The sequence below is a fragment of the Siphonobacter sp. genome (assembly GCF_048595215.1).
In the GTDB taxonomy this organism is placed as follows: domain Bacteria; phylum Bacteroidota; class Bacteroidia; order Cytophagales; family Spirosomataceae; genus Siphonobacter.
The window spans coordinates 36,061-62,383 of the sequence record NZ_JBMDWJ010000316.1; the positions used below are offsets into that span (position 1 = coordinate 36,061).

Annotated in this window: 27 protein-coding genes and 1 tRNA gene; 13 read left to right on the forward strand and 15 right to left on the reverse strand. The window is 45.5% G+C overall.

The features are described 5' to 3' along the window. Positions 1–96 precede the first annotated feature (96 nt). Positions 97–867 carry a copper homeostasis protein CutC gene (locus ACOJTG_RS19555; protein ID WP_420155362.1) on the forward strand — a complete coding sequence of 257 codons (771 nt, stop codon included), beginning with the start codon at positions 97–99 and terminating at the stop codon, positions 865–867. Positions 868–1,071: 204 nt separating this feature from the next. Beyond that, the gene (locus ACOJTG_RS19560) at positions 1,072–1,839 is read left to right on the forward strand and encodes a geranylgeranylglyceryl/heptaprenylglyceryl phosphate synthase (protein ID WP_420155363.1); all 768 of its coding nucleotides are present in this window, start codon (positions 1,072–1,074) and stop codon (positions 1,837–1,839) included. Between the two features lie 91 nt (positions 1,840–1,930). On the opposite strand, the gene ACOJTG_RS19565 is transcribed toward ACOJTG_RS19560, so the two are convergent. The 5 genes from ACOJTG_RS19565 to ACOJTG_RS19585 form a co-directional block, all read right to left on the reverse strand. Continuing rightward, positions 1,931–2,476: a NifU family protein gene (locus ACOJTG_RS19565; protein WP_420155364.1), complete on the reverse strand. Its 546-nt coding sequence runs from the start codon at positions 2,474–2,476 to the stop codon at positions 1,931–1,933. Positions 2,477–2,784: 308 nt separating this feature from the next. Continuing rightward, a complete protein-coding gene (gene rpmA, locus ACOJTG_RS19570; protein WP_094811117.1) occupies positions 2,785–3,057 on the reverse strand; it encodes a 50S ribosomal protein L27 in 273 nt (90 codons plus the stop codon). A 70-nt stretch (positions 3,058–3,127) separates the two neighbouring features. Further along, positions 3,128–3,439 carry a 50S ribosomal protein L21 gene (gene rplU / locus ACOJTG_RS19575; RefSeq protein WP_094811119.1) on the reverse strand — a complete coding sequence of 104 codons (312 nt, stop codon included), beginning with the start codon at positions 3,437–3,439 and terminating at the stop codon, positions 3,128–3,130. A 211-nt stretch (positions 3,440–3,650) separates the two neighbouring features. Continuing rightward, positions 3,651–4,490: a prephenate dehydrogenase gene (locus tag ACOJTG_RS19580; protein ID WP_420155365.1), complete on the reverse strand. Its 840-nt coding sequence runs from the start codon at positions 4,488–4,490 to the stop codon at positions 3,651–3,653. Between the two features lie 28 nt (positions 4,491–4,518). Then, on the reverse strand, positions 4,519–5,691 hold the full coding sequence (locus tag ACOJTG_RS19585) for an aminotransferase class I/II-fold pyridoxal phosphate-dependent enzyme (RefSeq protein ID WP_420155366.1): 1,173 nt from the start codon (positions 5,689–5,691) through the stop codon (positions 4,519–4,521). Between the two features lie 337 nt (positions 5,692–6,028). Here ACOJTG_RS19585 and ACOJTG_RS19590 point away from each other — a divergent pair, with 337 nt between their 5' ends. From ACOJTG_RS19590 to ACOJTG_RS19610, 5 genes are all read left to right on the forward strand, one after another. After that, a complete protein-coding gene (locus ACOJTG_RS19590) occupies positions 6,029–6,652 on the forward strand; it encodes a Uma2 family endonuclease (RefSeq protein WP_104715938.1) in 624 nt (207 codons plus the stop codon). Positions 6,653–6,792: 140 nt separating this feature from the next. Beyond that, positions 6,793–8,625: a DNA polymerase III subunit gamma/tau gene (locus ACOJTG_RS19595; protein ID WP_420155367.1), complete on the forward strand. Its 1,833-nt coding sequence runs from the start codon at positions 6,793–6,795 to the stop codon at positions 8,623–8,625. Between the two features lie 108 nt (positions 8,626–8,733). Then, on the forward strand, positions 8,734–9,438 hold the full coding sequence (locus tag ACOJTG_RS19600; RefSeq protein WP_094811123.1) for a 2-phosphosulfolactate phosphatase: 705 nt from the start codon (positions 8,734–8,736) through the stop codon (positions 9,436–9,438). An 83-nt stretch (positions 9,439–9,521) separates the two neighbouring features. Beyond that, on the forward strand, positions 9,522–10,448 hold the full coding sequence (locus ACOJTG_RS19605) for a hypothetical protein (protein ID WP_420155368.1): 927 nt from the start codon (positions 9,522–9,524) through the stop codon (positions 10,446–10,448). A gap of 767 nt (positions 10,449–11,215) precedes the next feature. Further along, the gene (locus tag ACOJTG_RS19610) at positions 11,216–11,467 is read left to right on the forward strand and encodes a hypothetical protein (RefSeq protein WP_420155369.1); all 252 of its coding nucleotides are present in this window, start codon (positions 11,216–11,218) and stop codon (positions 11,465–11,467) included. 107 nt (positions 11,468–11,574) lie between these two features. Here the strand turns inward: ACOJTG_RS19610 and ACOJTG_RS19615 are convergent, their stop codons facing one another. Then, entirely contained in the window at positions 11,575–12,285 is a 711-nt protein-coding gene (locus tag ACOJTG_RS19615) for a LytR/AlgR family response regulator transcription factor (RefSeq protein WP_420155370.1), read from the reverse strand. Between the two features lie 4 nt (positions 12,286–12,289). Continuing rightward, a complete protein-coding gene (locus tag ACOJTG_RS19620; protein ID WP_420155371.1) occupies positions 12,290–13,366 on the reverse strand; it encodes a sensor histidine kinase in 1,077 nt (358 codons plus the stop codon). A gap of 270 nt (positions 13,367–13,636) precedes the next feature. Between ACOJTG_RS19620 and ACOJTG_RS19625 the strand changes: the two genes are divergently transcribed. The 4 genes from ACOJTG_RS19625 to ACOJTG_RS19640 all read left to right on the forward strand — a co-directional run bounded on the left by ACOJTG_RS19625 (position 13,637) and on the right by ACOJTG_RS19640 (position 16,439). Further along, positions 13,637–14,596: a serine hydrolase domain-containing protein gene (locus tag ACOJTG_RS19625; RefSeq protein ID WP_420155372.1), complete on the forward strand. Its 960-nt coding sequence runs from the start codon at positions 13,637–13,639 to the stop codon at positions 14,594–14,596. An 89-nt stretch (positions 14,597–14,685) separates the two neighbouring features. Continuing rightward, positions 14,686–14,832 carry a hypothetical protein gene (locus tag ACOJTG_RS19630; RefSeq protein WP_420155373.1) on the forward strand — a complete coding sequence of 49 codons (147 nt, stop codon included), beginning with the start codon at positions 14,686–14,688 and terminating at the stop codon, positions 14,830–14,832. A gap of 165 nt (positions 14,833–14,997) precedes the next feature. Next, complete coding sequence (gene bla, locus ACOJTG_RS19635; RefSeq protein ID WP_420155374.1) at positions 14,998–15,894, forward strand: class A beta-lactamase, subclass A2; 897 nt, start codon at positions 14,998–15,000, stop codon at positions 15,892–15,894. Positions 15,895–16,046: 152 nt separating this feature from the next. After that, positions 16,047–16,439, forward strand: coding sequence for a hypothetical protein (locus tag ACOJTG_RS19640; RefSeq protein ID WP_420155375.1), 393 nt, complete (start codon positions 16,047–16,049; stop codon positions 16,437–16,439). Positions 16,440–17,199: 760 nt separating this feature from the next. On the opposite strand, the gene ACOJTG_RS19645 is transcribed toward ACOJTG_RS19640, so the two are convergent. The 4 genes from ACOJTG_RS19645 to ACOJTG_RS19660 all read right to left on the reverse strand — a co-directional run bounded on the left by ACOJTG_RS19645 (position 17,200) and on the right by ACOJTG_RS19660 (position 20,738). Continuing rightward, positions 17,200–17,739: a hypothetical protein gene (locus tag ACOJTG_RS19645; RefSeq protein WP_420155376.1), complete on the reverse strand. Its 540-nt coding sequence runs from the start codon at positions 17,737–17,739 to the stop codon at positions 17,200–17,202. A gap of 91 nt (positions 17,740–17,830) precedes the next feature. Continuing rightward, a complete protein-coding gene (locus ACOJTG_RS19650; protein ID WP_420155377.1) occupies positions 17,831–18,664 on the reverse strand; it encodes a chromate resistance protein ChrB domain-containing protein in 834 nt (277 codons plus the stop codon). Between the two features lie 209 nt (positions 18,665–18,873). Next, entirely contained in the window at positions 18,874–19,779 is a 906-nt protein-coding gene (locus ACOJTG_RS19655) for an oxidoreductase (RefSeq protein WP_420155378.1), read from the reverse strand. Positions 19,780–19,823: 44 nt separating this feature from the next. After that, positions 19,824–20,738 carry a helix-turn-helix domain-containing protein gene (locus ACOJTG_RS19660; protein WP_420155379.1) on the reverse strand — a complete coding sequence of 305 codons (915 nt, stop codon included), beginning with the start codon at positions 20,736–20,738 and terminating at the stop codon, positions 19,824–19,826. A 425-nt stretch (positions 20,739–21,163) separates the two neighbouring features. On the opposite strand from ACOJTG_RS19660, the gene ACOJTG_RS19665 reads away from it, so the two are divergent. Beyond that, positions 21,164–21,463: a hypothetical protein gene (locus ACOJTG_RS19665; RefSeq protein ID WP_420155380.1), complete on the forward strand. Its 300-nt coding sequence runs from the start codon at positions 21,164–21,166 to the stop codon at positions 21,461–21,463. 416 nt (positions 21,464–21,879) lie between these two features. Here ACOJTG_RS19665 and ACOJTG_RS19670 read toward each other — a convergent pair whose 3' ends face one another. Together ACOJTG_RS19670 and ACOJTG_RS19675 are read right to left on the reverse strand one after the other, a co-directional pair. Continuing rightward, a complete protein-coding gene (locus ACOJTG_RS19670; protein ID WP_420155381.1) occupies positions 21,880–22,158 on the reverse strand; it encodes a hypothetical protein in 279 nt (92 codons plus the stop codon). A 324-nt stretch (positions 22,159–22,482) separates the two neighbouring features. After that, on the reverse strand, positions 22,483–23,142 hold the full coding sequence (locus ACOJTG_RS19675) for an NAD(P)-dependent oxidoreductase (RefSeq protein WP_420155382.1): 660 nt from the start codon (positions 23,140–23,142) through the stop codon (positions 22,483–22,485). Positions 23,143–23,848: 706 nt separating this feature from the next. Between ACOJTG_RS19675 and ACOJTG_RS19680 the strand changes: the two genes are divergently transcribed. After that, on the forward strand, positions 23,849–24,997 hold the full coding sequence (locus ACOJTG_RS19680) for an acyltransferase family protein (RefSeq protein ID WP_420155383.1): 1,149 nt from the start codon (positions 23,849–23,851) through the stop codon (positions 24,995–24,997). A gap of 516 nt (positions 24,998–25,513) precedes the next feature. Here the strand turns inward: ACOJTG_RS19680 and ACOJTG_RS19685 are convergent. Further along, a tRNA-Asn gene (locus tag ACOJTG_RS19685) sits at positions 25,514–25,587 on the reverse strand. Between the two features lie 67 nt (positions 25,588–25,654). Next, positions 25,655–26,056: a PH domain-containing protein gene (locus ACOJTG_RS19690; RefSeq protein ID WP_420155384.1), complete on the reverse strand. Its 402-nt coding sequence runs from the start codon at positions 26,054–26,056 to the stop codon at positions 25,655–25,657. Positions 26,057–26,323: the final 267 nt, after the last annotated feature.

A 26,323-nucleotide genomic window follows, 5' to 3' on the forward strand; every position in this document is an offset into this window, starting at 1 on the left:
TTTTTCGCTTGAATAAAATAAAAAACGCTCCAAAAAAGATCGTTCTTTCGAAAAAAAATATAACTGATTTTAATTTTTACCCGTAATAATCTGACTATGAGTACATTGGGAGGTGAGATGGAAGGTGTTTTGAGAAAAGTTGAAGTTTGTTCGTATTCACTGGAATCGTGTCTGGCGGCGGAAAAAGCCGGGGCCGACCGAATTGAGTTATGTGCTTCCCCTTTTGAGGGCGGAACGACCCCATCTTTGGGCGTAGTACAGGCTTCTCTAAAGCATGTTTCTTTGCCGATTAACGTCATGGTACGGCCTCGAGGAGGTGATTTTTGCTACGATGACCTTGAGTTTGAGGTAATGAAAGCCGAAATTGAGACCTTTAAAGTAGCAGGCGTACAGGGCATCGTGCTGGGTATTTTGTTACCTAATGGACGCGTAGACGTCGAGCGTACCCGTGAACTGGTGCAATTGGCGGCTCCCCTGCCCGTTACGTTTCACCGGGCCATCGATTTTGCCCAAGACCTTGCCCAGGCCGTTGAAGACGTTATTGCAACGGGTTGTCGAATTATTCTTACCTCGGGCGGAGCTGATAAAGCTCCGGACGGTACAGTAGCATTAGAACGAATGGTACAGCAGGCTGCCCGTCGGATCGAGATCATGGCGGGTAGTGGAGTCAATGCGGCCAATGCCGATGCATTACTGGAAACGGGCGTACACGCCTTGCACCTGACGGGCAAAGTGAGCCGGGATAGCCGAATGGAGTACCGAAAAGAAGGGATTGCTCTAGGAGGCGTAGCCGCTGTACCTGAATACGACATTGCCTATACCGATTGGGAACGCGTAGCTCAAGTCGTTGAGCGGGTAAAAAAATAGGTTATTTCGGCTTATATTTCGTTAGAACCACAGACCGGATACTAGCATTTTCAAACCTAAAACCCTTTTTCCACTCAAAGTTTGTACTTTTGGCATGGGATCAACAAACACTACTGCCATGTTTGTGGTTCGTACCAATGGAATGTGCAAGGGGAATAGCCGGCTATCTTAAGGGCCGTTTCTGCTTTAACCGAATAAATTCTCATGATAAAACCGATTCTTAATCAGTTCATTACGTATCGGGAACAAGGTCGAAAGGCATTTGCGGTTTTGATTGATCCGGACGATGTACGCCTGGATGAATTTCCTCTATTATTACAGCGAGCTCAACACGAGCAAGTGGATTTTTTCTTTCTCGGAGGGAGTCTGATCACTCAATTTCAGATGGGTGATATTATTGCTCTCATTCGAGAATACACGACCATTCCGGTCGTATTGTTTTTAGGAAGCAATATGCACGTGCATCCGGCAGCGGATGCAGTTCTGTTTTTATCCCTGATTTCGGGTAGAAACCCAGAATACTTGATTGGACAACAGGTGGTCGCGGCTCCGATGCTGAAAAAATCAGGTCTGGAAATTTTACCGACCGGCTATTTACTCATCGATGCGGGGCAGCAAACCACGGCTTCTTATATGTCGCATACCACCCCTATTCCCAACAATAAACCAGCCGTAGCGGCTTGTACAGCTATGGCGGGAGAAATGCTGGGATTGCGACTGACGTATCTGGACGCGGGTAGTGGAGCACTTAAAAGTATCACGCCCGAAATGATTGCCGCCGTACGCCAGAGCGTAGATACGCCGATTATTGTAGGCGGCGGTATTGATTCAACGCAAAAAGCGAAAATGGCCTTACAGGCCGGAGCCGATGTAATTGTGGTGGGGAATGGAATCGAAAAGAATCCGGATTTACTACCCGAGATCGCGGCTACGGTACGAAAATGCAACGAAGCCCTGGCCATTAATTGGTAAGCGGCGTAAGTAATAAAAAGCCCGAATGCTTTACAGCGTTCGGGCTTTTGCTTTCTTGGGGAAAAGGAAAGTCTGAAAATACACTGGTTGGTTATACGCCTTCGGCTTCAACCAGTTTTACTTCCGGAACCATGCGGGTCAGCAGATTTTCAATCCCTGCTTTCAGCGTCATGGTAGAAGAAGGACATCCACTACAGGAGCCCTGTAATAAAAGCTTAACGATACCGGTATCTTCTTGGAACGAAGAAAACGTAATAGCTCCACCGTCCATTTCTACGGCAGGCTTCACGTATTGATCCAGTACCGCTTTAATCTTGATAATCGTATCACTGTCCTGCTCAGCATTGATGGCTTCGTGCTGCGTTTCGGCAGCGGCCTTCGTCAGCACCGGCTTACCACTGTCCATGTACCGCTTGATCAATTGCTTGGTATCAAACATCACTTCTTCCCATTCCGTTTCGTCGTTCTTGGTGACGGTAACAAAATTGTAGGAAATGAATACGCGTTGTACCCAGTCATATCCAAACAGCTCAACGGCCAGTGGAGAGTTTTTCTCCGGTGAAATAGCTTCAGAAGGAGAAGCAAAATCAAATGAAACGCCTTCGGGTACCAATTCGAAGTTAATAACAAACTTCATTGAATTTGGGTTCGGAGTGGTTTCCGTATAAATAAGTACCTGCGGTCGGAGCATAATGCTGGGAGTTTCTAATGTATAGCTTTTAATCGAACACAAAAGGGGAGCGTTGAGTTTCCCTAATCATAGGTTTTACGGGAATAAAGGGTAGGGCTTCAAATTTATAATGCTTAGTAATTGCCAAGCCACCTGCCTTTTATGCGGAAAACTGCCTTCTATGCACGGAAGACAGAAAAACACAAACTGAAAACTAAAAAAGCCTGTCCGAACTAGTCAGACAGGCTTCTTTAATGATTTTACCGGATGGTAAACTACGCTTCCGCTTCAACAGCTACGGGAAGTACGCTAACGAAAGAACGACCTTTCAGGCCTTTCTTAAATTCAACGACTCCGTCGGTTAAAGCAAATAGCGTATGGTCTTTACCAATACCTACGTTGCGACCCGGATTGTGTTGGGTTCCGCGTTGACGAACCAGCACGTTACCAGCGATGGCTGCTTGTCCGCCGAAGATCTTTACGCCGAGACGTTTACTTTCCGATTCCCGGCCGTTTTTGGAGCTACCGACCCCTTTTTTGTGTGCCATGATCTTGTTTGGTTTTTAGTGGATAGTTTTCAGTTGGTGGACCTGCCAGCAACCAATTACAATCAACTAATTACAATGAAATTTCTTCGATTAGGATTTTCGTCAGGTCTTGACGGTGGCCGTTTTGCTTCTGATACCCCTTGCGGCGTTTCTTGCGGAAGACAATGACCTTTTCTCCACGAACGTGGTTAAGGATCTTGGCAGAAACAGTGGCACCCGCTACGGTGGGAGCACCTACTGTAATTACACCGTCATTGTCCACCAGCAGAACCTTATCCAGCACAAGGGCAGCACCCTCCTCACCCGCTAAACGATGCGTGTAGAGGTAGCGGTTTTTTTCGACTTTAAATTGCTGACCTGCGATCTCGACAATTGCGTACATTTCTTACTTATGTTTGGTCCTGAAAAATGGACTGCAAAGGTAAGAAAATCTTTTGAAAATCAGCAATCTCTGAAAAAAATGTTGATGATTATTCGTTTTTCGTTAAGGGTTGTTAGTAAACGCTTGATGCTCTCATCGGCAATCAACCCGTAAGGCAAGCACCTATACACTAACCTCTATCAACCTATAACTAACAACCATCAACTAACCGCTACTCCAGAATTCGCTGAATATCGTTGGCTTCTTTCAGATAACTCTGGAATTTTTCGTAGCTGTCCGATAACATTAATCCCTTGAATTTCAATAAATTATTAATGTATTCGTCCAAGACATCCAGGATATTTTCCCGGTTTTGCCGGAAAATGGGAATCCAGGTTTCGGGCGAGCTTTTAGCCAGACGGACCGTACTGGCAAAACCTGAACTCGCCAGTTCGAAGATGCGATTGGCTTCTTTTTCTTTCTCCAGTGTCGTCAATGCCAGGGCGAACGAACAAATGTGCGAAATGTGGGAAATGTAAGCCGTATGCACATCGTGCGAGACGGAATCAAACTCCGTAATCTTCATACCGATGGCTTCGTACAATTCCTTCACCGTAGCTACGGCGTCCGAATCCGAGTCGGCGGCGTCACAGATGACGTTGTATTTTCCGGTGAATAAACCCTGGACGGCTGCTTCAGGCCCGGAATACTCCGTACCCGCCATCGGGTGCGTGGCCACGAACCTACGTCGGTTGGGATGATTCTTAACTGCTTCAACGATTGGGCGTTTGGTAGAGCCCACGTCGATCACAATCTGTTTATCAATCCGATCCAGTACGTAAGGAAGCAGGCTCAGCAACCCATCGACGGGTACGGCCAGTATAATAAGGTCTGACTGGTTAATGGCATCATCGAGCAAGGCCACTTTATCAACTAATTTCAGCTCAAGAGCCTTCACGACGTGCTCGACCTGTTTATCCACCCCAATGATGGTTTGAGCATAGCCGGATTCCTTGAGAGCCAGAGCCATCGAGCCTCCAATCAATCCGATACCCACAATTGCAATCGTCATCTTCGTAGTTTTCAGTTTACGGTTGAACCTAACAAATACCTTTTATTTGCCGAATGCGTAAAATTGAGGCATTGAAAACCTCTACTTCCGCACACAGCGAAATTCGAATGTACCCATTGCCCTGGGAGCCAAAAATGCCGCCTGGCGTAATAAAGACATTGGCTTTGTACAGAATTTCATCCGACAGAGCGTAGCCATCGACGTACGACGCCGGAATTCGGGCCCAGACAAACATGCCCGTCTGTTGGGGATCGTACGTGCAATCCAGCAAATCGAGTAATTCAAATACTTTCTTCTGCCGTTCGCGGTAAATCGCGTTCAGGTCGTCGTACCAGGACGGCGGATTTGCCAGGGCCTGAATGGCCGCTTCCTGCAAGGGCAGAAACATCCCCGAATCCATATTCGATTTAAAGCGAAGTACATTCGAAACGTGTTCGGCTCCACCCGCTAGCATACCCATTCGCCAGCCCGCCATGTTGTGCGACTTGGAAAGGGAGTTCAGCTCCAGAGCCACTTCCTTCGCACCGGGTACGGACAGAATGCTTTGGTAATTTTCATTGAGTACAAAACTATAGGGATTGTCATTGACAATCAGAATATTATGCTCCTTTCCAAAGGCTACTAATTCTTCGTACAAGGTAGGGGTCGCCTGAGCACCCGTCGGCATATGGGGGTAATTTACCCACATCAGTCGTACGCGGGAAAGGTCGGTTTGAGCCAAGGCTTTTAGATCGGGCAGCCAGCCGTTTTCCGCCGACAATTCGTAATCCTGTACTTCCGCACCCGTCAGTAAGGAAGCTGCCCGGTAAGTGGGATAGCCTGGATTGGGCACCAGAGCGATCGTACCCGGTTCAAGGTAGCTCATGGCGATGTGCATGATTCCTTCTTTCGATCCAATCAAGGGCAGAATTTCGTTCGCCGGATTAAGCTCCACGTGGAAATACGTTTGGTACCAGCCCGCAAAAGCCTGACGCAGAGCCGGAAGCCCGACGTAACTTTGATACGCGTGATGCTTGGGGTTGTGAGCGGAGTTACTCAACGCCTCGATGGTTTCGGGCGAAGGTGGTAAATCCGGACTACCAATACCAAGGTTAATCACATCGAGGCCGCGGCTCTTCATTTCGGCGATTTCCTTGAGTTTCGTCGAAAAGTAGTACTCCTGTACCAGGTTGAGCCGCTGGGCGGGCTGAATCGTTGCCATGTTGTTGGGTATAAAACAAAAAAACCGACTCCATACGGGCCGGCTGCGGAATGTGACGATGCTTTCTGAAAAGACAATTTCCTACCCGGCTCTACGCGTTGGCGTAGTAGTAATAATAAGAAGCCGTGTACAAAAAAGTTGCCATCGTGTTCAATAGACCGGGCAAAAGTATCCGGGAATTTTGAAATCGCCAAAGAAATGACTGAAAATGTTACGGGCATCGGGAAGCACTGCTAGCTAACGCTAAACGTTCTCAAGAAGACCGCGTCTAAGCGTAGGTGGCTGGCAAAAATTTTTTGAGTTACTTGGGTTCGTACTTCTAACTAAATCATGCATTATGGCTAACCTTCAGCGAACGTTTATTAGTCAGGAAGAATACCTGCAAATCGAGCGTACCACAACCGTACGAAGCGAGTATTTCAATGGCCAGCTCCTGGCCATGAGTAGTTTGAATGAGCGAGTGGCCGACACCGTTAGCGTACACGATGCTATTCAGGCCAACCTGAGTCGGGCTATCCAGGAGCAGTTAAGCGAACGGGGAAGCGGGCACTGTTTTACGGACGATCAGCGAGTCTTCGTAGCCGACAAGAATTTCTACACGTACCCCGACCTGGCTATTACGGCGGGTGAACCCCAATTTTCGGATGATCAGGTTGACACGCTACTCAATCCGACGGTACTGATTGAAGTGTCTTCGGCGGGCAGTAGTAATTATGACCGGGGGAGTAAGTTTGAAAACTACCGGAGTCTCGAAAGTCTGCAGGAATATCTGGTCGTGGATTCCCGTCGCATCTACGCCGAGCTATGGCGAAAAAATGAGTCGCAGCACTGGGCTTTAGTACTCCAGGCCGAGCACGGTTCGGATATGGTACACCTGCAATCGATTGATGCCTATCTGCTGATCGACGACGTGTACAACCAGATTGAAAATTTACCGGAAGAAGAATTTACGATCCGGTAATCCTTTTTTTGTAACGCTTTGAGGAACAGAAGGACGGCGGCAAATCTTCGCAAAAAACGGAGCCTTGCCGCCGCTTTTTTTGAGGAACAAGCTGGCCCTTTCCCGAAGGACAAACGAAAATCCGTTCGTAACTTCACGGCATGGAAGATAAGCAGTTTGTGGTTTCGGCACGGAAGTATCGTCCGGTGACATTCGATTCGGTAGTGGGACAGTCGCACATTACAACGACGCTCAAAAATGCCATTCGGACCCATCACCTGGCTCAGGCCTTTTTGTTTTGCGGTCCACGGGGCGTAGGCAAAACGACCTGTGCCCGTATTCTGGCAAAAACGATCAATTGCCTTCGTCTGGACGATCACGTGGAGCCCTGCGGGGAATGCGAAAACTGCGTGGCGTTTCAGAACAATGCTTCGCTGAACGTACACGAACTGGATGCGGCATCCAACAACTCCGTCGAAGACATTCGGAACCTGATCGATCAGGTACGCTATCCGCCCCAGATGGGTAGCAAAAAAGTGTACATCATTGACGAGGTGCACATGCTTTCGACGAGTGCCTTTAACGCGTTTCTGAAAACACTGGAAGAGCCGCCAAGCTACGCCATTTTCATTCTGGCGACGACGGAGAAACATAAAATTCTGCCCACGATTCTGAGTCGCTGTCAGATTTTCGATTTCAATCGGATTCAGATCAAGGATATGGCTGATCACTTGGCCTCGATCGCTCAGCAAGAAGACATTACGGCGGAGTACGATGCTCTGGAACTGATCGCTCAGAAAGCCGACGGCGGATTACGCGACGCTTTGTCGATGTTCGATCTGAACGTGACGTTTTCCAAGGATGGTCAGATTCATTACCACGATGTACTGAATAACCTGCACATTCTGGACTATGATTATTACTTCCGCCTGACCGACGCCTTATTGGCGGGAAGTGTACCCCAGACCTGGCTCCTGTTCGATGAAATTCTGCGAAAAGGCTTCGACGGACACCAGTTTGTGGTCGGTTTGATCGAGCATTTTCGGAATCTGATGGTCTGTAAGGATCCATCGACCGTACGTTTATTACAGGTTTCGGAATCAGTACAGAATCGTTATCTCGAACAATCGGCGAAAACCTCGCTGTCGTTCCTGCTGTCAGCGATGAGCCTGGGCAGTCAGTGCGACATCAATTACAAGCAAGCGAAACAACAACGGCTGCACGTCGAGATTACGCTGTCGAAGATGGCTCACCTGCCTTCCGTACTGAATCTGGCCGGGTTGCCTACGCCGCCCGTTACGGAAGAAGCCGAAAAAAAAAAGTCAACTGAACCCGTAACGCCGCCCGTAGTTAGCCAAACGACCGTTACTCCTTCCCCGGTTGTTCCGCCTGCACCTCCTGCGGTAGTAGTAGAAACGCCAGCCCCCGAGCCGACGCCAGTGGTTCCACCTGTTGTAACTCCACCCGTGGTGGCAGAAGTGCCCGCGGAGCCGGTCACGCCTCCCCCGCCTGCTCGGCCAGTAAAAGCGGTGAACGGTAGTTCCCGGTTGAAGGTTACTATTGACCTAAATAATTTCGAGGAGAAATCAGAAGCTTCTTCGGAACAGAAAGAGGCGATTATTCAACTTCGACAGCCGTACACGGAAGAAGACCTCCACAAAGCCTGGGCGGAATTCGTAGAAATTCGTCGGGGAAAAGGATCGATGACGGAAGTAGTTATGCTGGATCGTGTTTTCACCATTGAAGGACACGTTATTCAGTTGGGGCTGGACAATCCGGTACAACTGGAACTACTCAGCGATTTGAAAACGGATCTGTTGACGTACCTCCGGCAGACGCTAAAGAACGGTCAAATTCAAATTCACGGCTTTCTGGTTGAACATCAAACGAGTCGCCAGCCCTATACGCAGGCCGAAAAATTTAATTATCTCGCTGAGAAAAATCCCGCTCTGCTCGAATTAAAAAATAGTCTGGGATTGGATTTCGACTGGTAAAGTCTGGTTAATCCCGGTATTGTTAGCCAGATGTACCGCTTCCCTCCTAACATTCAGTATCTTTGCCGCCGCTAATTGGAGTAGATGACTCCGCGTGGCCCATCACGAATGAAACAAATAGACGTCTGCCTGACTCCCGAGTTGCTGTATCAGCACAAAATTGATAATGCTATTGTTGTGGTTGTGGATATTTTTCGGGCCACTTCCTGTATGGTTACTGGTTTCGCGTATGGTGTTCAATCCATTATTCCAGTGGCCAGTATCGATGAGTGCGTCAAACTACGCGATCAGGGCTACTACGCCGCTGCTGAACGCAATGGCATGACCCCCGATGGTTTCGACCTGGATAACTCGCCCTTCAGTTACATGAACGAAAAGTTTGTCGGTTCGACCATTGCCGTAACCACTACGAACGGTACGCTGGCGATTACTAAGTCGCGGGCCGCAGTGAAAGTGATGATTGGATCGTTTCTGAACCTGGAAGCGTTAGCGGCCTACCTGCGAACGCAGCAGTACGACGTGCTGGTTTTATGTGCGGGCTGGAAAGGCAAGCCGAACTTAGAGGATACCTTGTTTGCCGGAGCGTTGGTAAATCGGTTACAGAATGATTTCATGATTTCTGAAGACGCCGCCATGATGGCTCAACGCCTGTACGCCGGAGCTCAGAATGATTTGCTGGGCTTTGTAGCCAATTCTTCTCACGTACGCCGCTTGCATCGATTGGGCATTCACAAAGACATTTCGTATTGTTTACAACATGACTTGTACGATGTACTGCCGGTTTTACGGGGCAATCAACTCGTACGGATGTAATAGTTCTTATTTTTTTATACCTGACGCAGACAGAGCCTAGCTTTTGTCTGCGTTCTTGTTTCAAACCCCTTCTGCTGTCGTGTATGAGAAAATCCTTGCTATTACTCGTACTGAGCATGCTAGTGTTTACCAGCTTCGCTCAGCAATTAAAAAAGCGTAAGCCAGTCCGTAAGAAAGGAACGGTAAGCATAAAGGCTCCTGCCGCTTCGCAAACCGCTCTTGATGCTCATCTCTTGCAGGCTGGGCAGGCGTTTGCCTATGATGTAGTGAAAGGTACGCTGAGCAAAACCGATGCAGTAGATACTGAAAAACGCTACGCGGATTCCTATACTCTGACCCTAAACGCTGGCGAGGAAGTACGGCTGGAAGTGGCTTCGGATTGGTACCGCGTTTCCTTTTCACTGGAATCGCCCGATAAACAAGTAACGACCCAAACGGATACGGAAGAGTTTCCGGGCTTTAGTATCCAGAAATTAAAATATACAGTACCCGCATCCGGTACGTACACGTTACGAATTTCCTCAACCGATGCGAACCAGACGGGAGATTATCTGATCCGAAAATACCTGCTTCCGGCGGAATCTTTATTGCCCGCAGAAACGGCGAGTTTCTGTGATCGGATTCACTTTTTGCTCGCCCAGCACCAGGATCATTTTTCGCGAATCAAAGGAAAGAAAACGCGTACGGATAAGAAAGCGGGCATAACGGAACACTACCAGACCGCGTTTGCCTTTCTACCCGGAAAGTCTTCCGAAATTCTACTGGAAACCGAACAGGAAAAAATGAAGTATCAGACGATTCTGGCAGAATTCCCTACGAAAGAACAGGCTCTGCAAGTTCATAAAGAGTACATACAGCAAGTGAAAACCTGCCTGGAGGGCTGGCAAAGTGATGAATTCTCGGGTGAGAAATTTCAGGAATTTAGTATGTCGAGTTATACCGACTTTTTAACGCTAACGTTAAAAGAAGTAGGAAAGAAAAAATATCAGGTTGTACTAGGTTTGGACTAAGGGGGTAAAATGAAAGCCCTAGTTAGTAGGTTAATAAGAAAAAGTATTCATAAAAATACTCTTTTTTATTAACACATGGTAAGAAAATGAAAATAGGGAGGAATAATCCTGTTTTCAGGCTATTCTCTCCCTAACTTTGTCGTTCACCGATTAAGTTAAAGGTGTGGGTTAATTCTTGAAAAACCGTTTGGCCTTGCCGGACGGTTTTTTTATTACAAGGCATCTTGGGCGGCGTGGAAGTCGTATATGACTCCAGCCGCGATCTTTTCAAACGATGATACCCTCTCTTCTAACGGGAGGTATGGGGCCCTGGTGAAGAGGCATGTATTTGTGTATGACTTTCGAGTAAGCCGCCGATTACCCCCAGGACAATAGCCATAAGCAGTAAATAAATAATCTTTTTCATAACGGAAATAGACCTACAGATTTTGCCGGTATAAACCAGACAAAGTCTATACGTATTAAAGGTGGGGTTAATTCATTTCCCGTAGCGGCTGGGAATAATGAATATCAGTTATTTACTTTTACAGAAACAGAGTCAATACTGAATGGTAACCGTTTCACAAGAGGGCAGGACGAATACGGATTACCCAACAAAGCACGCAAAGAGGCCAAAAAATATCGGCACTATTCGTTAATTGGTATTCTTTGCCCGATAAATGGACTATTTTTCTCGATAAATGGAAAGCGTAAGCGATAAGTAGTCGTCTTTTTAGCGGGCATTTACAAGATCGTCTAAGCAAATTTACAGATAAACGTAACTCGTTATGATACGCAAATTCGAAGTAGGCGAAAAAGTAAAATGGTCTAAAGAGCTGGATATAATCCGGGAAGTATTAGAAAACCGGATGGATCAGGATATGAACCGGGAACTCATTGAAACGAGAGATCTTAGTAGTATTGAAATGACGCCTCGTCCCCGCGTATTTAAAGGAATGGTTCGTTGTGGTTGGAATGACTTACAGGGTAATTGGCAAAGTGGCGTATTTCACCAGGATGAACTCATTTCTATAGGATGAAGAAATGCAGCTACTGTTGATGAGGAACTCTTAAACTATACTAGTTATACAAGGGAAGTTGCCCACCTCAACTTTGAGAAATGTTTGCTTTTTCTATAGTCCGATTCCTAGGAATTAAACTTACTACTTTCCAGTAATTTATATACGTATTCCTTATAATTTGCTCCGATCGGAATCTCGATTTTCCCCAGTTGAATCTCACTGGCGTTATAAGAAGTAATCTTATCCGTGTTGATGATAAACGATCGATGTACCCGTAAAAAAGTCCAACTCTTTATTTCTGATTCCATGACTCCAATTTTGTACTTGGCCGTGATGGTATGATCATCCATGTGAAAGATTAAATAATCCTTAACACTTTCAATGAATACAATCTGATCCAAAGGCAGACGGTGAATTTTACCCGCGGCACGTACATGCAAAAACGGTTGACTGGCTACAGATTCAACCGGATTGACCACTGCTATACGTCTCAGGTAACGGTCTATTGCGTTGATGAATCGAGTGAAAGTGATGGGTTTTAGCAAATAGTCCACTACATCGAGGTCATAGCCGTCCAGTGCATATTCCCGATAGGCGGTCGTAATAATCACGGCAGGCGGATTCTTTAAGGCTCGAAGAAACTCCAGACCCGTAAGTTTAGGCATGTTAATGTCCAGAAACAAAAGATCCACGGGTGTTGACCGAAGTACTTCCAAGGCCTTAACCGCATTTGGACAGCTGGCTACTACTTCAAAGCTATCCAGATGGGACAAGTGGTTTTTGATTAGGTTGATGGCCAAGGGTTCGTCATCTACCAGAAGACATCGTACTTTCATGGTCTTAGCAATAGTTTCTCAAATTGATTTGTAGCGTAACGTCGAAGTGATTATGCTCGGTTGAAACCAGCAGACTATGGTCATCCTGATAAACTAACGTCAACTGCTTTCGAATATTCGCCAGTCCAATTCGATCACCGTAAGTTTGGCCCGGCTCCGCTACAAAATCATTGGTAATTTTGAAACGAAAGATTTGATCGCTGAGATCAAGTGTAATATCAATTACCGGATTTTCTAGGTCATCGCTTGTTCCATGCTTAAATGCATTTTCAACCAGAGATAACAGAATCAGCGGTGTAATACGGGCATCCTGATCGATATAATGGGTAAAGTTGATCCGAAGTCGCTCATCATACCTTAATTTTTCCAGAGCAAGGTAGTTTTTAATAAGGTTAATCTCTCCGGAAATGGGTACGAATGGCTGATTGCAGCGATAGAGTACATGATCTAGTATTCCGGAAAGATCTGCAATGGATTGAGAAGTTACGGGCGAATTAACCAGGGATAACGAATAAATATTATTAAGCGTATTGAAAAGAAAATGTGGATTAAGTTGTGCTTTCAAGGCGTATAACTCGGCCTGAGCTTTTTCCTTTTCTAACACTAAACGTCGCTTTTGTCCGATGTACTGATCCTTAATTAACTTGGCAAAAGCGAAAATCCAGGCCATGGAAAAAGATAAAGCGAAATAATGCGTAACCAGCTTCGGAATATCGGTCATAATCTCCCCGATCGATTCCTGCTTAAAAGGAGGGGTCCTAATCACCGGTTCGACTAAATAAATGACGGCCATCCGGGAGAGTACTGAAATTAGATAGCTTCCCGCAAGCAATAACAGAGGGATCATGTAATAACGATCCGGATTAAGTAATTGAGGAATGATAAGGTAGGCTACGAAATAAGAGGCAATCATGGTAACCGTTATGTAGTAACAATGCCGATACAGAATTTTATCAAGCTCGTTAAACTCCTCGATATCGTAACGATTGAGGAAGATGACAGCGACTAACAGCCAGAATACGATATGGCTCAGCAATCGGTGCGACGAACTATACGCAATGATTTTATCCAGTAGCGACATGCCCAAAAGTAAGTTACTCGAATATAGCAATCAGCTTTCGGCGTTCAACAGAAAAGAAGCGTCGATGTAGGCTGGAAAAGTAACGTCGGTACGCTTCTATCAACCATTGTAGGTCATTCGTCGTCGTTTAGGCGTCGTCTATGGGTACAGCGATTTTTAATACGATCTCCGTATTTTCTTTACCGGAAATAGGTTAGAGGGTTATCAGGTAAACGGTTTTCTGCCCCCCTCTCGCTTCTGTGAAAAGAAATAAAATCTTCGAATTACCTCATGAAGTCCTTGCGATTGATCTTCAGCTCAGCACTTTTTTTGCTGTCTTTTGTTCCCGGAATCGGCCAAATTTCAAGTTCTCAAGGGACGGCTCATGAGTTGGATGCACTAATTGAAAAAAAGAGAAAGGAGTCCGGGACAGTGGGTCTGGCGGCTGCCATCATCATCCACAAAAAAGTAGTCTGGATGAAGGGCTATGGATATGCCGATCTTGAAAAAAAAACACCTTTTACGCCGCATACGATTATCAACCTCGCTTCAATCAGCAAAACGTTCACCGGCGTTTGTATGATGAAAGCAATCGAAGATAAAAAGCTGTCTTTAGATGAGGATATTAATACCTATCTGCCTTTCAAAGTTATCAATCCTTATTACCCTACGCAGAAGATTACGCTTCGCAACCTGGGTACGCATACGTCAGGTATTACCGACCGAACACCCATTTACGACAGTACGTATTTTTACGGAGGAGATCATCCCACCCCTCTGGGAGAATTTTTAAAAAGCTATTTTGATCCTCAGGGCAAGTTCTACGCGAAAGAAAACTTCTTGAACCATAAGCCAGGCTCTTACCGGGAATATTCCAACATAGCCGCTGCACTGGCGGGTTATATCGTGGAGCAGGCCGTAGGAATGCCTTTGAATGAATACAGCAAACGATGGATTTTCAAGCCCTTACGAATGAAACAGACCGCCTGGTTTCTTCGGGAAATCGATCAATTCAACCATTCTAAACTGTATGATAACCAAACGGATACGTTAAAATTAATTCCCTGGTACGGGGAAGCTACGTATCCTGACGGGGGCGTCCGGAGTTCGGTAGCGGATCTGTCCAAATTTTTCATTGCCCTCTTGGGCGACGGTTCCTATGAGGGCAAACGAATCCTGCAAAAAACGAGCGTTGAAACCATGCAACGCTACCAGTTTACGCGGAAAATAAGCCCGTCAATGTGGACCTGAGTAGACTAAATTCCGGAATATTTTGGGCTACCAAAGATAAAGCCACAAAAATTGGCCATGGTGGTACGGATCCCGGTGTAAAAACAGAAATGCTGGCAGATTTGACCAAAGAGGTAGCCGTCATTCTTTTTAGTAATACGACCCTAACCGACAAAGCTCTGTTCAAGTACTACTTCGGAATCTACGAGGATCTTTGGACCTATGCCTACGCGTTAAAAGATCAACAAAGACGATAAAAAGAAACCGCTAGACGGCATGACGTAGGCCTGCTGAACAAGGAGGCTCACCCCTCTGATTATCTACTGCTAGTTATCGTATTTGCAGGAATTTTAGATGTAAATAATTTATCTTTTCAGTCGAATTCTCTTTCCATTCATTTTCTCTCTCCATTCATTACGCTCATGCGAATCCCCTTCCTAGTTTTTAGCCTAGTTTTTACGCTGTCACGACTGCAGGCCCAGGTCAAGCCCTTGCGAACCCAAATTGAGCAACTCCTCCAAAGCAAAAAAGCAACCGTTGGAGTGGGTATCTACGATTTTGATACCAAACAGACCATCCTCCTGAATGGCGACAAACACCTGCCAATGCAGAGTGTGTATAAGTTTCATGTGGCATTAACTGTACTCAAGGAAGTCGATAAAGGACGATTCAAGCTTGATCAAAAGATGCACGTAAAAAAGAGTGACATCGTACCCGGTTTGCACAGTCCGATGGGAGAAGATCACCCGAACGGTGACATGGATTTGCCCTTGTCTGAGATCATCCGCTACATGGTCGCCGAGAGTGACGGTAGTGCCTGCGATTACCTCTTTAGGCTGCTGGGTGGACCCACGCAGGTCAACACCTTTATTCACCAGTTGGGTATTAAAGAAGTGGCTATTCGGGAGACGGAAGAAACCATGCAGGCGAAGGGAAACTGGGACGTTCAGTATACTAACTGGACCACACCGGCAGCGATGCTCGATCTGCTGAAGTTATTTTATCAGCAAAAAATTCTTTCGAAGCCTAGTCATGATTTCTTATGGAAAGTAATGACCGGAACGGTTACGGGTGAAAATCGACTCAAGAAATTACTGCCTGCGGGTACCTTAGTGACTCACAAGACGGGTACCTCGGGTACGAACAAGGAAGGAATGATGGGTGCCGTTAATGATGTCGGCTTTATTGCCTTGCCCAACGGCAAGCACATCGTCATTAGCGTATTCGTCGCAAACTCAACGGAAGGCATTGACAAGAATGAGCAAATCATAGCCGACATTGCTAAGTTGGCCTATGATCATTTTGCTAAATCCAAGTAAGGATCAGGGCGAGTACAGCTATTCTGGGAGAATTACTCTGACCGTTACATGCAGGCTTTCAAAGCCTGCATGTAACGGTGTTGCTTTAAAAGGGTTCTTTCAACTTTTAAAGCAACTCTAGGGCTTATACGCTAACCAATCACTCTGTACCTATGAAAACTGCCGTTTGGCTCGTTGGCCTGCTAGTCTTTACTCTATTCACTTGTTCAAAAGATAAAGCGGAAGTTCGCGGCCCTAGTAGGTGTGTAGCCGTGCAGTATAAGCTACCCTACTGTCCGGTCAAGGCTTCAATAGTTGCCTTTCTCGAACCTCAGCCGGGCCTTCCCAATCCGTATCCCGAAAGAGGTGATATGGTTTATGGAGCCGCAGTGCTTGATCTTCCAGACGAATTCAAAAAGACCGATACTATCTTCTATTTGACGTATCATTACGATTCTGTACGAGAGAAGCGGGAAAATGCGGAGGCTATTGAATACTGTCCAATGAATATCGGTCTCAGTCCGTTAATTGTTAGTGAATCAGCTTCTTTGCAACCGTGTCAATAAACGGCTACTCAAGTAGTGTATACCTTCGAGCGTTAAAGGGTACTTGGCAAACCCTGCCCGCTAGTTTAAGGCGATTGATTTTGCAGCCTATCTGCTTACATAAACAACCTAGTATTCCTTTGAGGCATCGCTTTTACTGCTTTTTGGCGATCTAACCATTGCCAAACCTGGAAAGTTAGTTCTTTAAAGTGTTTGATTTTTTCTTGTTCCAAAGGACTATAGCTGCAATCATCCAAAAAGTGGACTTTTTTACCGATCCTTTATAAGTAATAGTTAATTCTATTGGGAAATTAGGTTGAGTAGCCGCTTCAATACATTTAAATTCATTGGGGAAGTTCAAGAAGTCAGCTTGACAAAAGGTCCGATAAAAAGCCTCTTTTTCCTTCCATGACATAGAAATCATCACGGTCGAATCTGCTCTATCCGAGTATGATTTGGTGAAAGTGCCCTGATCTAAGTCATAGCGATCAAGAACTTTTGTAGCACGAAGGAAAAGTCAGCCGGCATTTCTTTATCATAATTTATCTTAACGGTAGAACCAGTATCTTTTTGGCAGCTAAACAACGAAAGAGATACTAATAAGAGAACGGTATGTCGTAAACGAAACATTGGATAAGGCAATGGATTAGAGGGCCTAAAGCTACAAAATCCCGGCTTCGCTCGAGTAGAGTCGATAACTATACGCAATGGGGAACTGCAAGTAGATAGGACAGCAGGCCAGGTTTCATAAAAAGACCTTATCAGGTACGAAGAATAACTCCTAAAAGTTAATCCCAAACTGGAAGCCGGGTGTGAAGGCCGCTCCGTGACTGTTCCCAAAACGTAGGGCCAAAGGCACGGCTACAAAGTAGCCGTGATGTTCTTTCTTTATAACCGTCTTGGAGAGAACAGGAGTGAAACCATACCGGCCCGACGTTTCAAAGGCTGCTCGTAGGGCCATTACATAGCCTTTGGGGAAACGCAGCAACGCTCCCGGATGAAAAAGGAAATTAGACATTCGGCTCCCGCCGGATTCAGCCCGGATGAAGGGTACAAACTCCGCAGAAAAGCCTACTTTCTCACTCTTCCAGAGATTAAGTCCCATGGGAAAGCCTACCTGATAATAAGTTTTAAAATTAGGCGTCACCTGACCTTCGCTGAAACTGACAATCGGGTGCAGCACGCCCACGTACCCGGTAACTTTAGCAGGCTCGGTAGATTGGCCCAAAGCCAGACCTTCTAAAAGTAAGATAAGTTTCACGAGTAAGAGCAATCGTAGAATCGAAGACAGGCTTCGCTTGAAAACGTAAGTAGATAGCATGAGCAGGCAACGGGTTTTAATAGCGTTACCCTGCAAGATTAAGCCTCCTACTGAAGCTAAAATAGAACGCGTATGTGCTTTGGAACCAGCTTTACTTTTTAGCCTGCTTTTTTCTGAATTGGTTAGGCGTTACGTCCATATACTTTTTAAAAACTCGGGTAAAGTGACTCTGGTCGGAAAATCCGGTTAGATAAGCAATCTCGGAAAGGGAATAGGTACTAGAGCGAAGCAGATGCAGAGCTTTATCAATGCGTTGTTGTTGCAAATACTCGGTAAAGGAGGTATTTTCAAAATAACGGGAAAATTCACGGGAGAGATAACTCGGATTGACGTTCACGTTTTCGGCTAACGCCTGCAGCGTAAGCGTAGAATCCAGCTTGTTATCAATCAAATTTCTTAACTCATGTACCCAATCGGGTACTTTGGTCTTCTTCTGATGATCCAGATAGGTATGATAAATCTCCAGTAAGAGCTTTTCCGCTGGGGTTTGAATATGCTTCTGCTGGTAGAGCTGACTAGCCCAGGTATATAATGCATCGTAAAGAATAAAGCCCTGAGCGAGTAACGCTTGATCGTCAGGGATATTGAAAGCCAGACCAGCGGATATAGCCCATAGCCCCGGAGATTGACTGGCTAGGGAATGATCATCCGTATCAGCACCGCGAATAATGGGAGCCATGCGGGAAAGTGCGGGGTCCGTGAGCTGATGTTTTTTAAGGATATAGTCAAACGTGCAGAATCGTTCATAATGCGTATACTCCGCCCCGGGGACATCAAAGGGAATGGCATCCAACGTTGAAGCCATCGAAAGTACCTCGGATTCAGCAGCAAAAAGAAATTCAGCTTCTGGGTCGATGAATCGGCGAATGAGCCAGGGGCAGGCTAAACGATCGATTTTGGGCCGTTCACGGGTAATCCATTTCATAGGTAAGTTTTGGGGCAAACCTATGACAAATGTTTAATCTCACCAATAATTTACGCTAACGGCTTGCGGTACTACACTTCATAAATTTTAAAAGTTGCCCATGAAATAATTAAGAAGAGCGATAACTTATAACGCAATTATTCACTAGGATAATGATATGGCTAATTCCCGCATGCATTAATCTGTGCAGGTCGCAATTATAGGTTGGGTTAAAACGAGTACTTAACCCCAGTCAAGCGTTCCCCCAGCTCCCATAACCTGCGTGCCGCTATTAAATCTTTTGCCTGTTTAGGAATGACTGCCGGTCCAGGCAAGCCCTTAAGCTCCATAAATCCCGAAGGACCCCAGTAACTCCCGTTCGCTACGGCAGAGTCTGTTGCTGCAAGCAGGGAAGGTAAAGCGGCTTTGTCGGCAGATTGCGAAATCAAAGGCGTGATGATTTTTTCAGTTAGAAAGCCGCTGGTCCGCTGCAGGTTAGTCGGTGATACGCCCGGGTGAACGGCGACAGCGATGGTCTCAGACCGGGACGCCTCTAGCTTTCGTGCCAGTTCTAAGGCGAAAACCAGATTAGCCAGCTTTGCCTGACCGTACGCCTGGTAAGGCTTGTATTTTTTACGCTCAGTCATGATATCGTCAAAATCGAACTTTGCGTAGTTAGCGGCTGAGCTGGATAGGGAGACGATCCGGGAACTGGGCGTTACCAGCAGCAGTGGTAATAGCAAGCCGGTCAACGCGAAGTGTCCCAAATAATTGCTTCCAAATTGCAATTCAAATCCTTGCTTTGTTTGGGAGTAAGGCGTGGCCATCACTCCAGCGTTGTTGATGAGCACATCCAGCCTGGGATTCATTTTAATAACGGCTTCCGCACAGGTTCTGACCGAATCCAGGTCCGCAAGGTCCAATCTAACCAGCGTGATTCGGGCAGCCGGGACGATGCCGATCACCCGTTTTTTTGCTTCCTCTGCCTTTTGCTGGTTGCGACAGGCCATGATGATAGAAGCTCCCTTTTCGGCCAATACTAGACTGGTTTCGAAGCCGAGCCCCGAATTGGCTCCGGTAACGAGGATAGTCTTCCCGGACAGATCCGGGATATTATCTGTGGTCCACTTTTTCATGAAAGTATTGATGGTAGGCCAGCAAAAAGCTGACGGGTAGGATGTTAATTAAAACTGCCCCGGAATTCCAGCGGAGTCTGGTTCGTTTTATTTTTAAATAACTTATTGAAGGACTGGGGCCGCTCAAAACCTAGTTCATAGGCTATCTCGGCAACGGAAAGGCCGGTGGTCGAGAGTTTCTCTTTTGCCTTTTCAATCACCACTTCCTGAATGTGCTGCTGGGCACTCTGGCCAGTTAAGGTACGCAGCATATCGCTCATATACCGAGGCGAAATGTTTAACTGCGACGCTATATCCTCCAGGGTCGGCAATCCGTGATCAATGGCAGTATTTGAATCGAAGTACTGGTTTACGATCTTTTCGAACTGAACCAACAAGGCGTTACTGGCCTTTTTGCGGGTAATGAATTGTCTTTGGTAATAGCGTTCACAGTATTGCAATAGCAGTTCAATCTGCGTTAAGATAATGTTCTGAGTATGGGCGTCGATAAATTGGTATTCACTTTCAATTTTCGCGAAGAGCTCAGTGATGGTCTGCTCTTCCTTTTCGGAAAGATGCAGGGCCTCATTGAATTCATAGGAAAAGTAGCCATACCCTTTGATGGTACTGCCCAGCGAATGCCCGTATAGAAAATCGGGATGAAAGAGTAGCATCCAACCACTTCCCAAATCCTGAATCGTCGTGTTCAATGCATCGCGTTCAACCGCCTGCACCTGCTTGGGAGAAGAAAAGCTCATGATCCCTTTATCGAAATCATAGTACTGTTGCCCGTATTTTAGTTTGACTTTCACCTCATGTTTGATGGAAACCAAATAAAAATTAGCAGCAAACCGGGCCCAAACGGTGCTGTCCAAATGCTTTACATCGTTGATGTTGATCACACTGACCAGGGGATGCAAGGGGGCCGGGAGCGAAAGCAACCGGTGAAATTCAGAAATGGATTCGATGAGCTGCATCATTGACAAGTTTACCGAATAACTAATTGCTCGATCTTACGTATGGCAGCAATGACCTGCCTGAAATAAGCTAGCGGTAGCTTTTCTACCCCTGATGAAGGACCAGTACTAAAACTTGTTTTTCGCATGATTTTTCGTTGATCATGCAAAGTTGTGCTGTAAAAAGATACCAGATGTTTCCAAATCGAGGAAGGTTGTTTCCGAATTGACGAAAAGACAAAATTCCAATATTGCTTAGAACTAGATAATTCTATTCGTACAACCTATGGAGGTAGTGAGTATTCGCGTTACTAGGCTACGTAACACGCGAAGGACTCTATAGAAAAAAACCTTTTTGAAAGTGAAGCATTTCAGAATGAGAATCAAGCGTAGTATAGCAGGGCTTATCTAGTTCTATCTTTGAGAGCGTATAACTAAACAATACCTCAATGGGACGTTTAAATCTGGCCTGTGATGCAGGCTCCTTGACTATTTTTGAGCCTGGCCTCGAAGGGGTGCCCAGTGAAGTAGACTTCGTGGAGGTTCAAGTAGAAGACTTTGAATTGTCTACTGATGCCGGATTGACCTTAAGCCTTATCGTGAATCGGGAAGAGGAAGACGAAATCAGCGGTGAAATCGTAGCACATCTGGAAATGCCTCAAATCATCCACCTACGCAATTATTTGAACGCCTATTTACAGATACAGGGCCTAGAAAAAGGCCAGGCCTCTGAAGAGAATCAGCCCTGACCTGAGTAGTACCAGGATGAAGGTAAGAAAACGAAGGAAGCTCGAAGAATACCGGGCTTTTTTCGTTTACGGGTTCGCTTTGCAATCCTCAGAAGTGACGCAAGTACTCTTCAAACATAAATCTGCTCTGTTGTAAACGATGACACCAGACGTCTGTCAGTACCTCTTCCGTAACGTTTGATAAATTTTCCCAACGCTTCTCTCCCCTTCCACTCACTCGCCGATAGCCTTTTCAACTTCCTAAATCAGGATGCTTAATTGATTGGGTACTCAACTAAGCATCCCAAGCTTCATCAAAGGATTTGGCGGTAGTAACAGTTTGGGTACTATCTAGGAGTTACATATTAGATAGCTAGGAAACAGAGTAAGACATGCGATTAGTAACACTAGTAAAGCTTTACGCATAGCGGTGCGGGTTAACTTAGTTGAGTAGGGCGGTTGTTGATTTCTTCAAGGACGGCCTGATACTCTTTCTGGGCTTCCAGTAAGGCCGTTTGTAATTGCTCGTAGTCGTGATTCAAAGAGCCAAGAAGTATAATAGCATTTTCTAAGGTTTCTACTTTGTGCAGGGCGTAATAGGTCCTCTTGGTGTCTTCAGGCTTATCTTCTAAAAGTAATCTGAACGTTAAAAGTGAAGACGACTGAGTATTAGCCAACGACACAAGGATGCGTTCTAAAAGTAGTGGTTCAATCATGACGGTGTAGGGTTATACACCGCAAGTTAAGGACTAGATAGATGCAGGAAAACCATTCATCTAATAGCTTATCAGTCGATGAGGAAAAAGGCTATTCATGCGTAGTTGTAAGGTTGTATAACATCTAGTACAACCGCCAAAGAAACTGGAGGGACCATGGGTTACTGACCTGTACTGGAATCATGGGAGTCTGTAAAAGATGTTCCCAAAAGACTTTCAATTTCAACTAGCATTTCTTCATCATACGTGCTTTTGCCGAGGGTCAATAGAGCAAATACCAGTAAAATAAGCAGAAGTCGTTTACGAGATATCTTTTGTACTTATCTAAGCTTCAGATATAATAACTGCTTGACGAACAAAGCTATGAGTGCGATAGACTTGAAGCATAAAACGAGCCACGTTCGATCGACTGATTAACAAACCCGGTTTGGGCTTATTGTCGTTAACGGTAGTGCGGATGAGCTTTTCCCTTTTAAAGTTAGTCAAACCCACGGGCCGTATGGCAGTCCAGTCTAAAGAAGAAGCTTTCAAAAGAATTTCCTGTCGCTCGTGGTCCCGGTAGCCTGCACCGATGTTACTTCGATCAATCAACCAGCGGAACCAGAACGGAATGTCTTGCCGCGTTTCATGGACGCCCCATGCACTAATGACAATTATCCTTTTCAGGTTTAAGGCAGCGGCAATCACAAGAACCTTTTGGATCGTGTTAGATAAGAAAGCCTCAGGGGTTCGTAAAGAACTCCAGGGGAAATCAGAGTATCTTGAAATATTAAGGGTACTTAGCACCGCGTCACAATCTTGCATGGCATTCCTAAGAACTTCCCGATCAAGAACTTCGCTTTCAAATACGGTAAGAGCGGAATGAACCAGCTTAAGTTTTCGTTGATTCCTCACTACTACATTGACTGAAATTCCTGCGTCCAGAGCTTGACTGAGGACCTCCCTTCCGGTTCGACCAGTGGCTCCTAGTAATAGTATTTTCATACAAAAAGTAGAGGTTAGGAACACTTTAGTAACAGACGTGAAGGTAACTTTGGTTTCTACCAAGGTAGTAAACTAATAAGCTTTTGGGCTAGTAGTAGACTCAATTTTTAGTATCAGCAAGCTCTCTTTCTTATAGCCTACCGGTGCCAGCTAAGGTCTAATAAGATGACTATAGCCAAGGAGCCATTCGCTTCATTCATGGATAACTGTTAGGGTATTAGCTCAATCAAAAAGCCCATCTACCGTCGCAGATGGGCTTTACAAAGACCTGTCTACCGTCGCAGGTAGGCCTTAGTAGACGTCATCGGTCGTCAAAGCCGCCACTCTTCTGACCGATTCAGTGATGTAAAATTGCCGGTTTATTGGCAATAGATAAGTACGTATTCTGGTAAGGGAACGGTTTGCCGATGACCAGATTATTTTTCTGTCTGTAAGGTCATTTACAGTGTTTTTTGCTTATAATCAGGCGGTTGAAGTGGTATGAAAGTCCCGCTAACTCTATTGACCCTTATGGAAGATAGGCTAATAGGGCTATGCGAAATAGGAGTAAGATAGCTCATCTAACTATAACTGAGGGAAGACAAACCCCGAAGTACGGAATCGTAAAAGCAGTTATTATGACTCTTTATGGCAATATTGAGCATGTGTTAGAGCTTAAGGCTTGTGTAGTTAAAACATTTAGAGACCTAATCTATTTTCTCTTTTTATGCCATCAGATGCTACTTCTCTATCGGTAGGGAAGATTCCGTCAAAAATTTATTACCTGGATTACGACAAGGTACTTCTAACGGCCCTAGTCATTCTGCACCATATTGCCATTACCTATGGTGCTCCCGGCGGATGGTATTACCAGCAACCGACGACTCAGGTTTGGGCTAAAGTGGGACTGACCCTATTTGTCGCAACGAACCAATCCTTTTTCATGGGTCTATTTTTTCTGCTCTCTTCCTACTTTATTGAACCGTCTTACCAAAGAAAAGGAGCCCAAAAGTTTGTGCTGGATCGCCTGAAGCGTTTAGGCATCCCGCTGGTTTTCTATTCGCTTATTCTTTCGCCGGTGATGAATTTTCTCGTGTATCGTTACGGGCACCATCAGCAGGCCACATTTCGCCAGTTTATAGCGGGTTATGATAATTGGATCGATCCGGGCGTATTGTGGTTTGTAGCTGCTTTGCTATTGTTTAATGTAATGTATGTCGTGTTTCGGCTTCGGTTCTCGCTTCAGTACACAAGGAAGCTACCTTCTACAATAACTATTCTTTGGTTCGCTGTGAGTGTTGGCCTGATCAGTTTCATCGTTCGATTAGTCTTTCCTGTGGGCTGGGTACTCAGCCCCCTTGGCTTTCAACTTTGTTACTTTCCGCAATATGTGGCCTTATTTGCAGTAGGCATCGTAGCTCAACAAAACCACTGGCTAGATCAGCTCTCACGCCCAACTGGGAAGCAATTCTTTAGAATAGCCCTAGCATGTATTGTCATTGTATTTCCTTTGCTATTTGTAGTGACTACGAAACTAGGCTTGTCAATGTCTAATTTTAACGGTGGACTTAACGGACAATCACTCGTGTTATGCTTATGGGAACAGATCACTGGGCTTTCCATTTGCGTAGCTCTGTTAAGTTACAGCAAGTACCATTGGAATGTAAAGAGTACGTTCTTAAACATGCTCGCTCGCAGTACATATAGTACGTATATTTTGCATCCCCTCATGGTCATTGGATTGTCCCTATTATTGGCTGAAGTTCCCATGGAGCCCATGCTGAAGCTTTTGATTGTAGCTCCGCTAGCTATCATAGGTTCTTTTTCAATAGGAAGGCTGGCTTTGAAATTACCTGCTGCAGAGACGATCTTATAAAGTACTAGTTTAGTCGACGTGTGTATTCGCACGCCCCTACCCGAAAACCTGGTACTTTTCCACCTTCTCGCTTAAAACCTATTTGTAGAGTAGACCTAAGTCAGATAGCTAGAAGGTCTTTAATCAATGTTACTCGACTCACTAGAGTAACAGCGGTCTTTGGCACTACTACCAAAGTCACTTCCGCCAAAAGAAAAACGACTCTGCGGAGGTACTATCTCAGTACGGGAGTAAGGGAAGACTATCTTGAAACAGAGGTTATGAAGGTAGCCTAGTAAGCGTTATGTGATTGGCACAGGACGGGCATAATGATGGCAAAAATGAGAGGTAGCGGCGAACAAAATCTCTTTTGAAGTAAAGGATGTGGCAGAATGACTTTTCTGTCAGTAGGTGTCTGGCGTATTTTGATGAAAAGTTTCCGACTCTTCTCCCTTCGCAGTTAGCTCTTACAATCGGATGTTAGGCCAATAAAGCAAAAAGCCACTTACGTGTGAACGTAAGTGGCTGACTTTGAAGCTCCCGAAGCTGGGCTCGAACCAGCGACCCTCTGATTAACAGTCAGATGCTCTAACCGACTGAGCTATTCGGGACTGCGTTGAAAGCGAGTGCAAAACTAAGGCATCAAACAGCCGAACGCAAGTATTTTGTGAAAAAAAATTAATTAAATGTTCCGCGAGCGTGCGTGTACTGGTCGTACTGCTCCTGGTATTTTCTTCTAAACTCCAGAGGATCACTGATTCGCGTGAAAACCTGGCGGGTTTCTCCCGTACCGTGAATTGAAACCGTTCCGAAGCCTAGCATCCGACCCCAGATGCTTTGATCGACCTGAATGCTTTCTACTTTGTTCAGGTTTAACTCAATCGTTTCGCGAGAGATGAAACCCGTTTTAATGATCAGTCGTTTGTTGGTAATCACAAATTCGTCGGACGAACGCTTGATCCAGGCTGCAATAGTAAGTGTAAATAACGAAGCCCAGGTAAAGAAAATAGTCCAGTGATAAGTGGTTTCAAACACAACCTGCTCGTCTTTGATCAGGTGATTGTTTACGTAGCTACCCATACTATTCTGTTGTTTGTTTGTAATGAGGATGTTTGCCCTACAAAAGTAGAGGGTAATGCTTCTGGTTCAGTACGTTGCCTAAAAATGTAGTGCTAGAACGGTACGTATACGACTTTCTTCGTCTCAAAAAACTCTTCCGTGAAATAATCGGATAGCTCATAGACCGTCGTTTTTTTTTACAGTTGCAGAAGTTACGCGGGTTATTCACCCCCATTAAGGTATTAAAATAAGTTTTTTATGTAGTTGTAAAGGTTTTTTTTGTCTTTA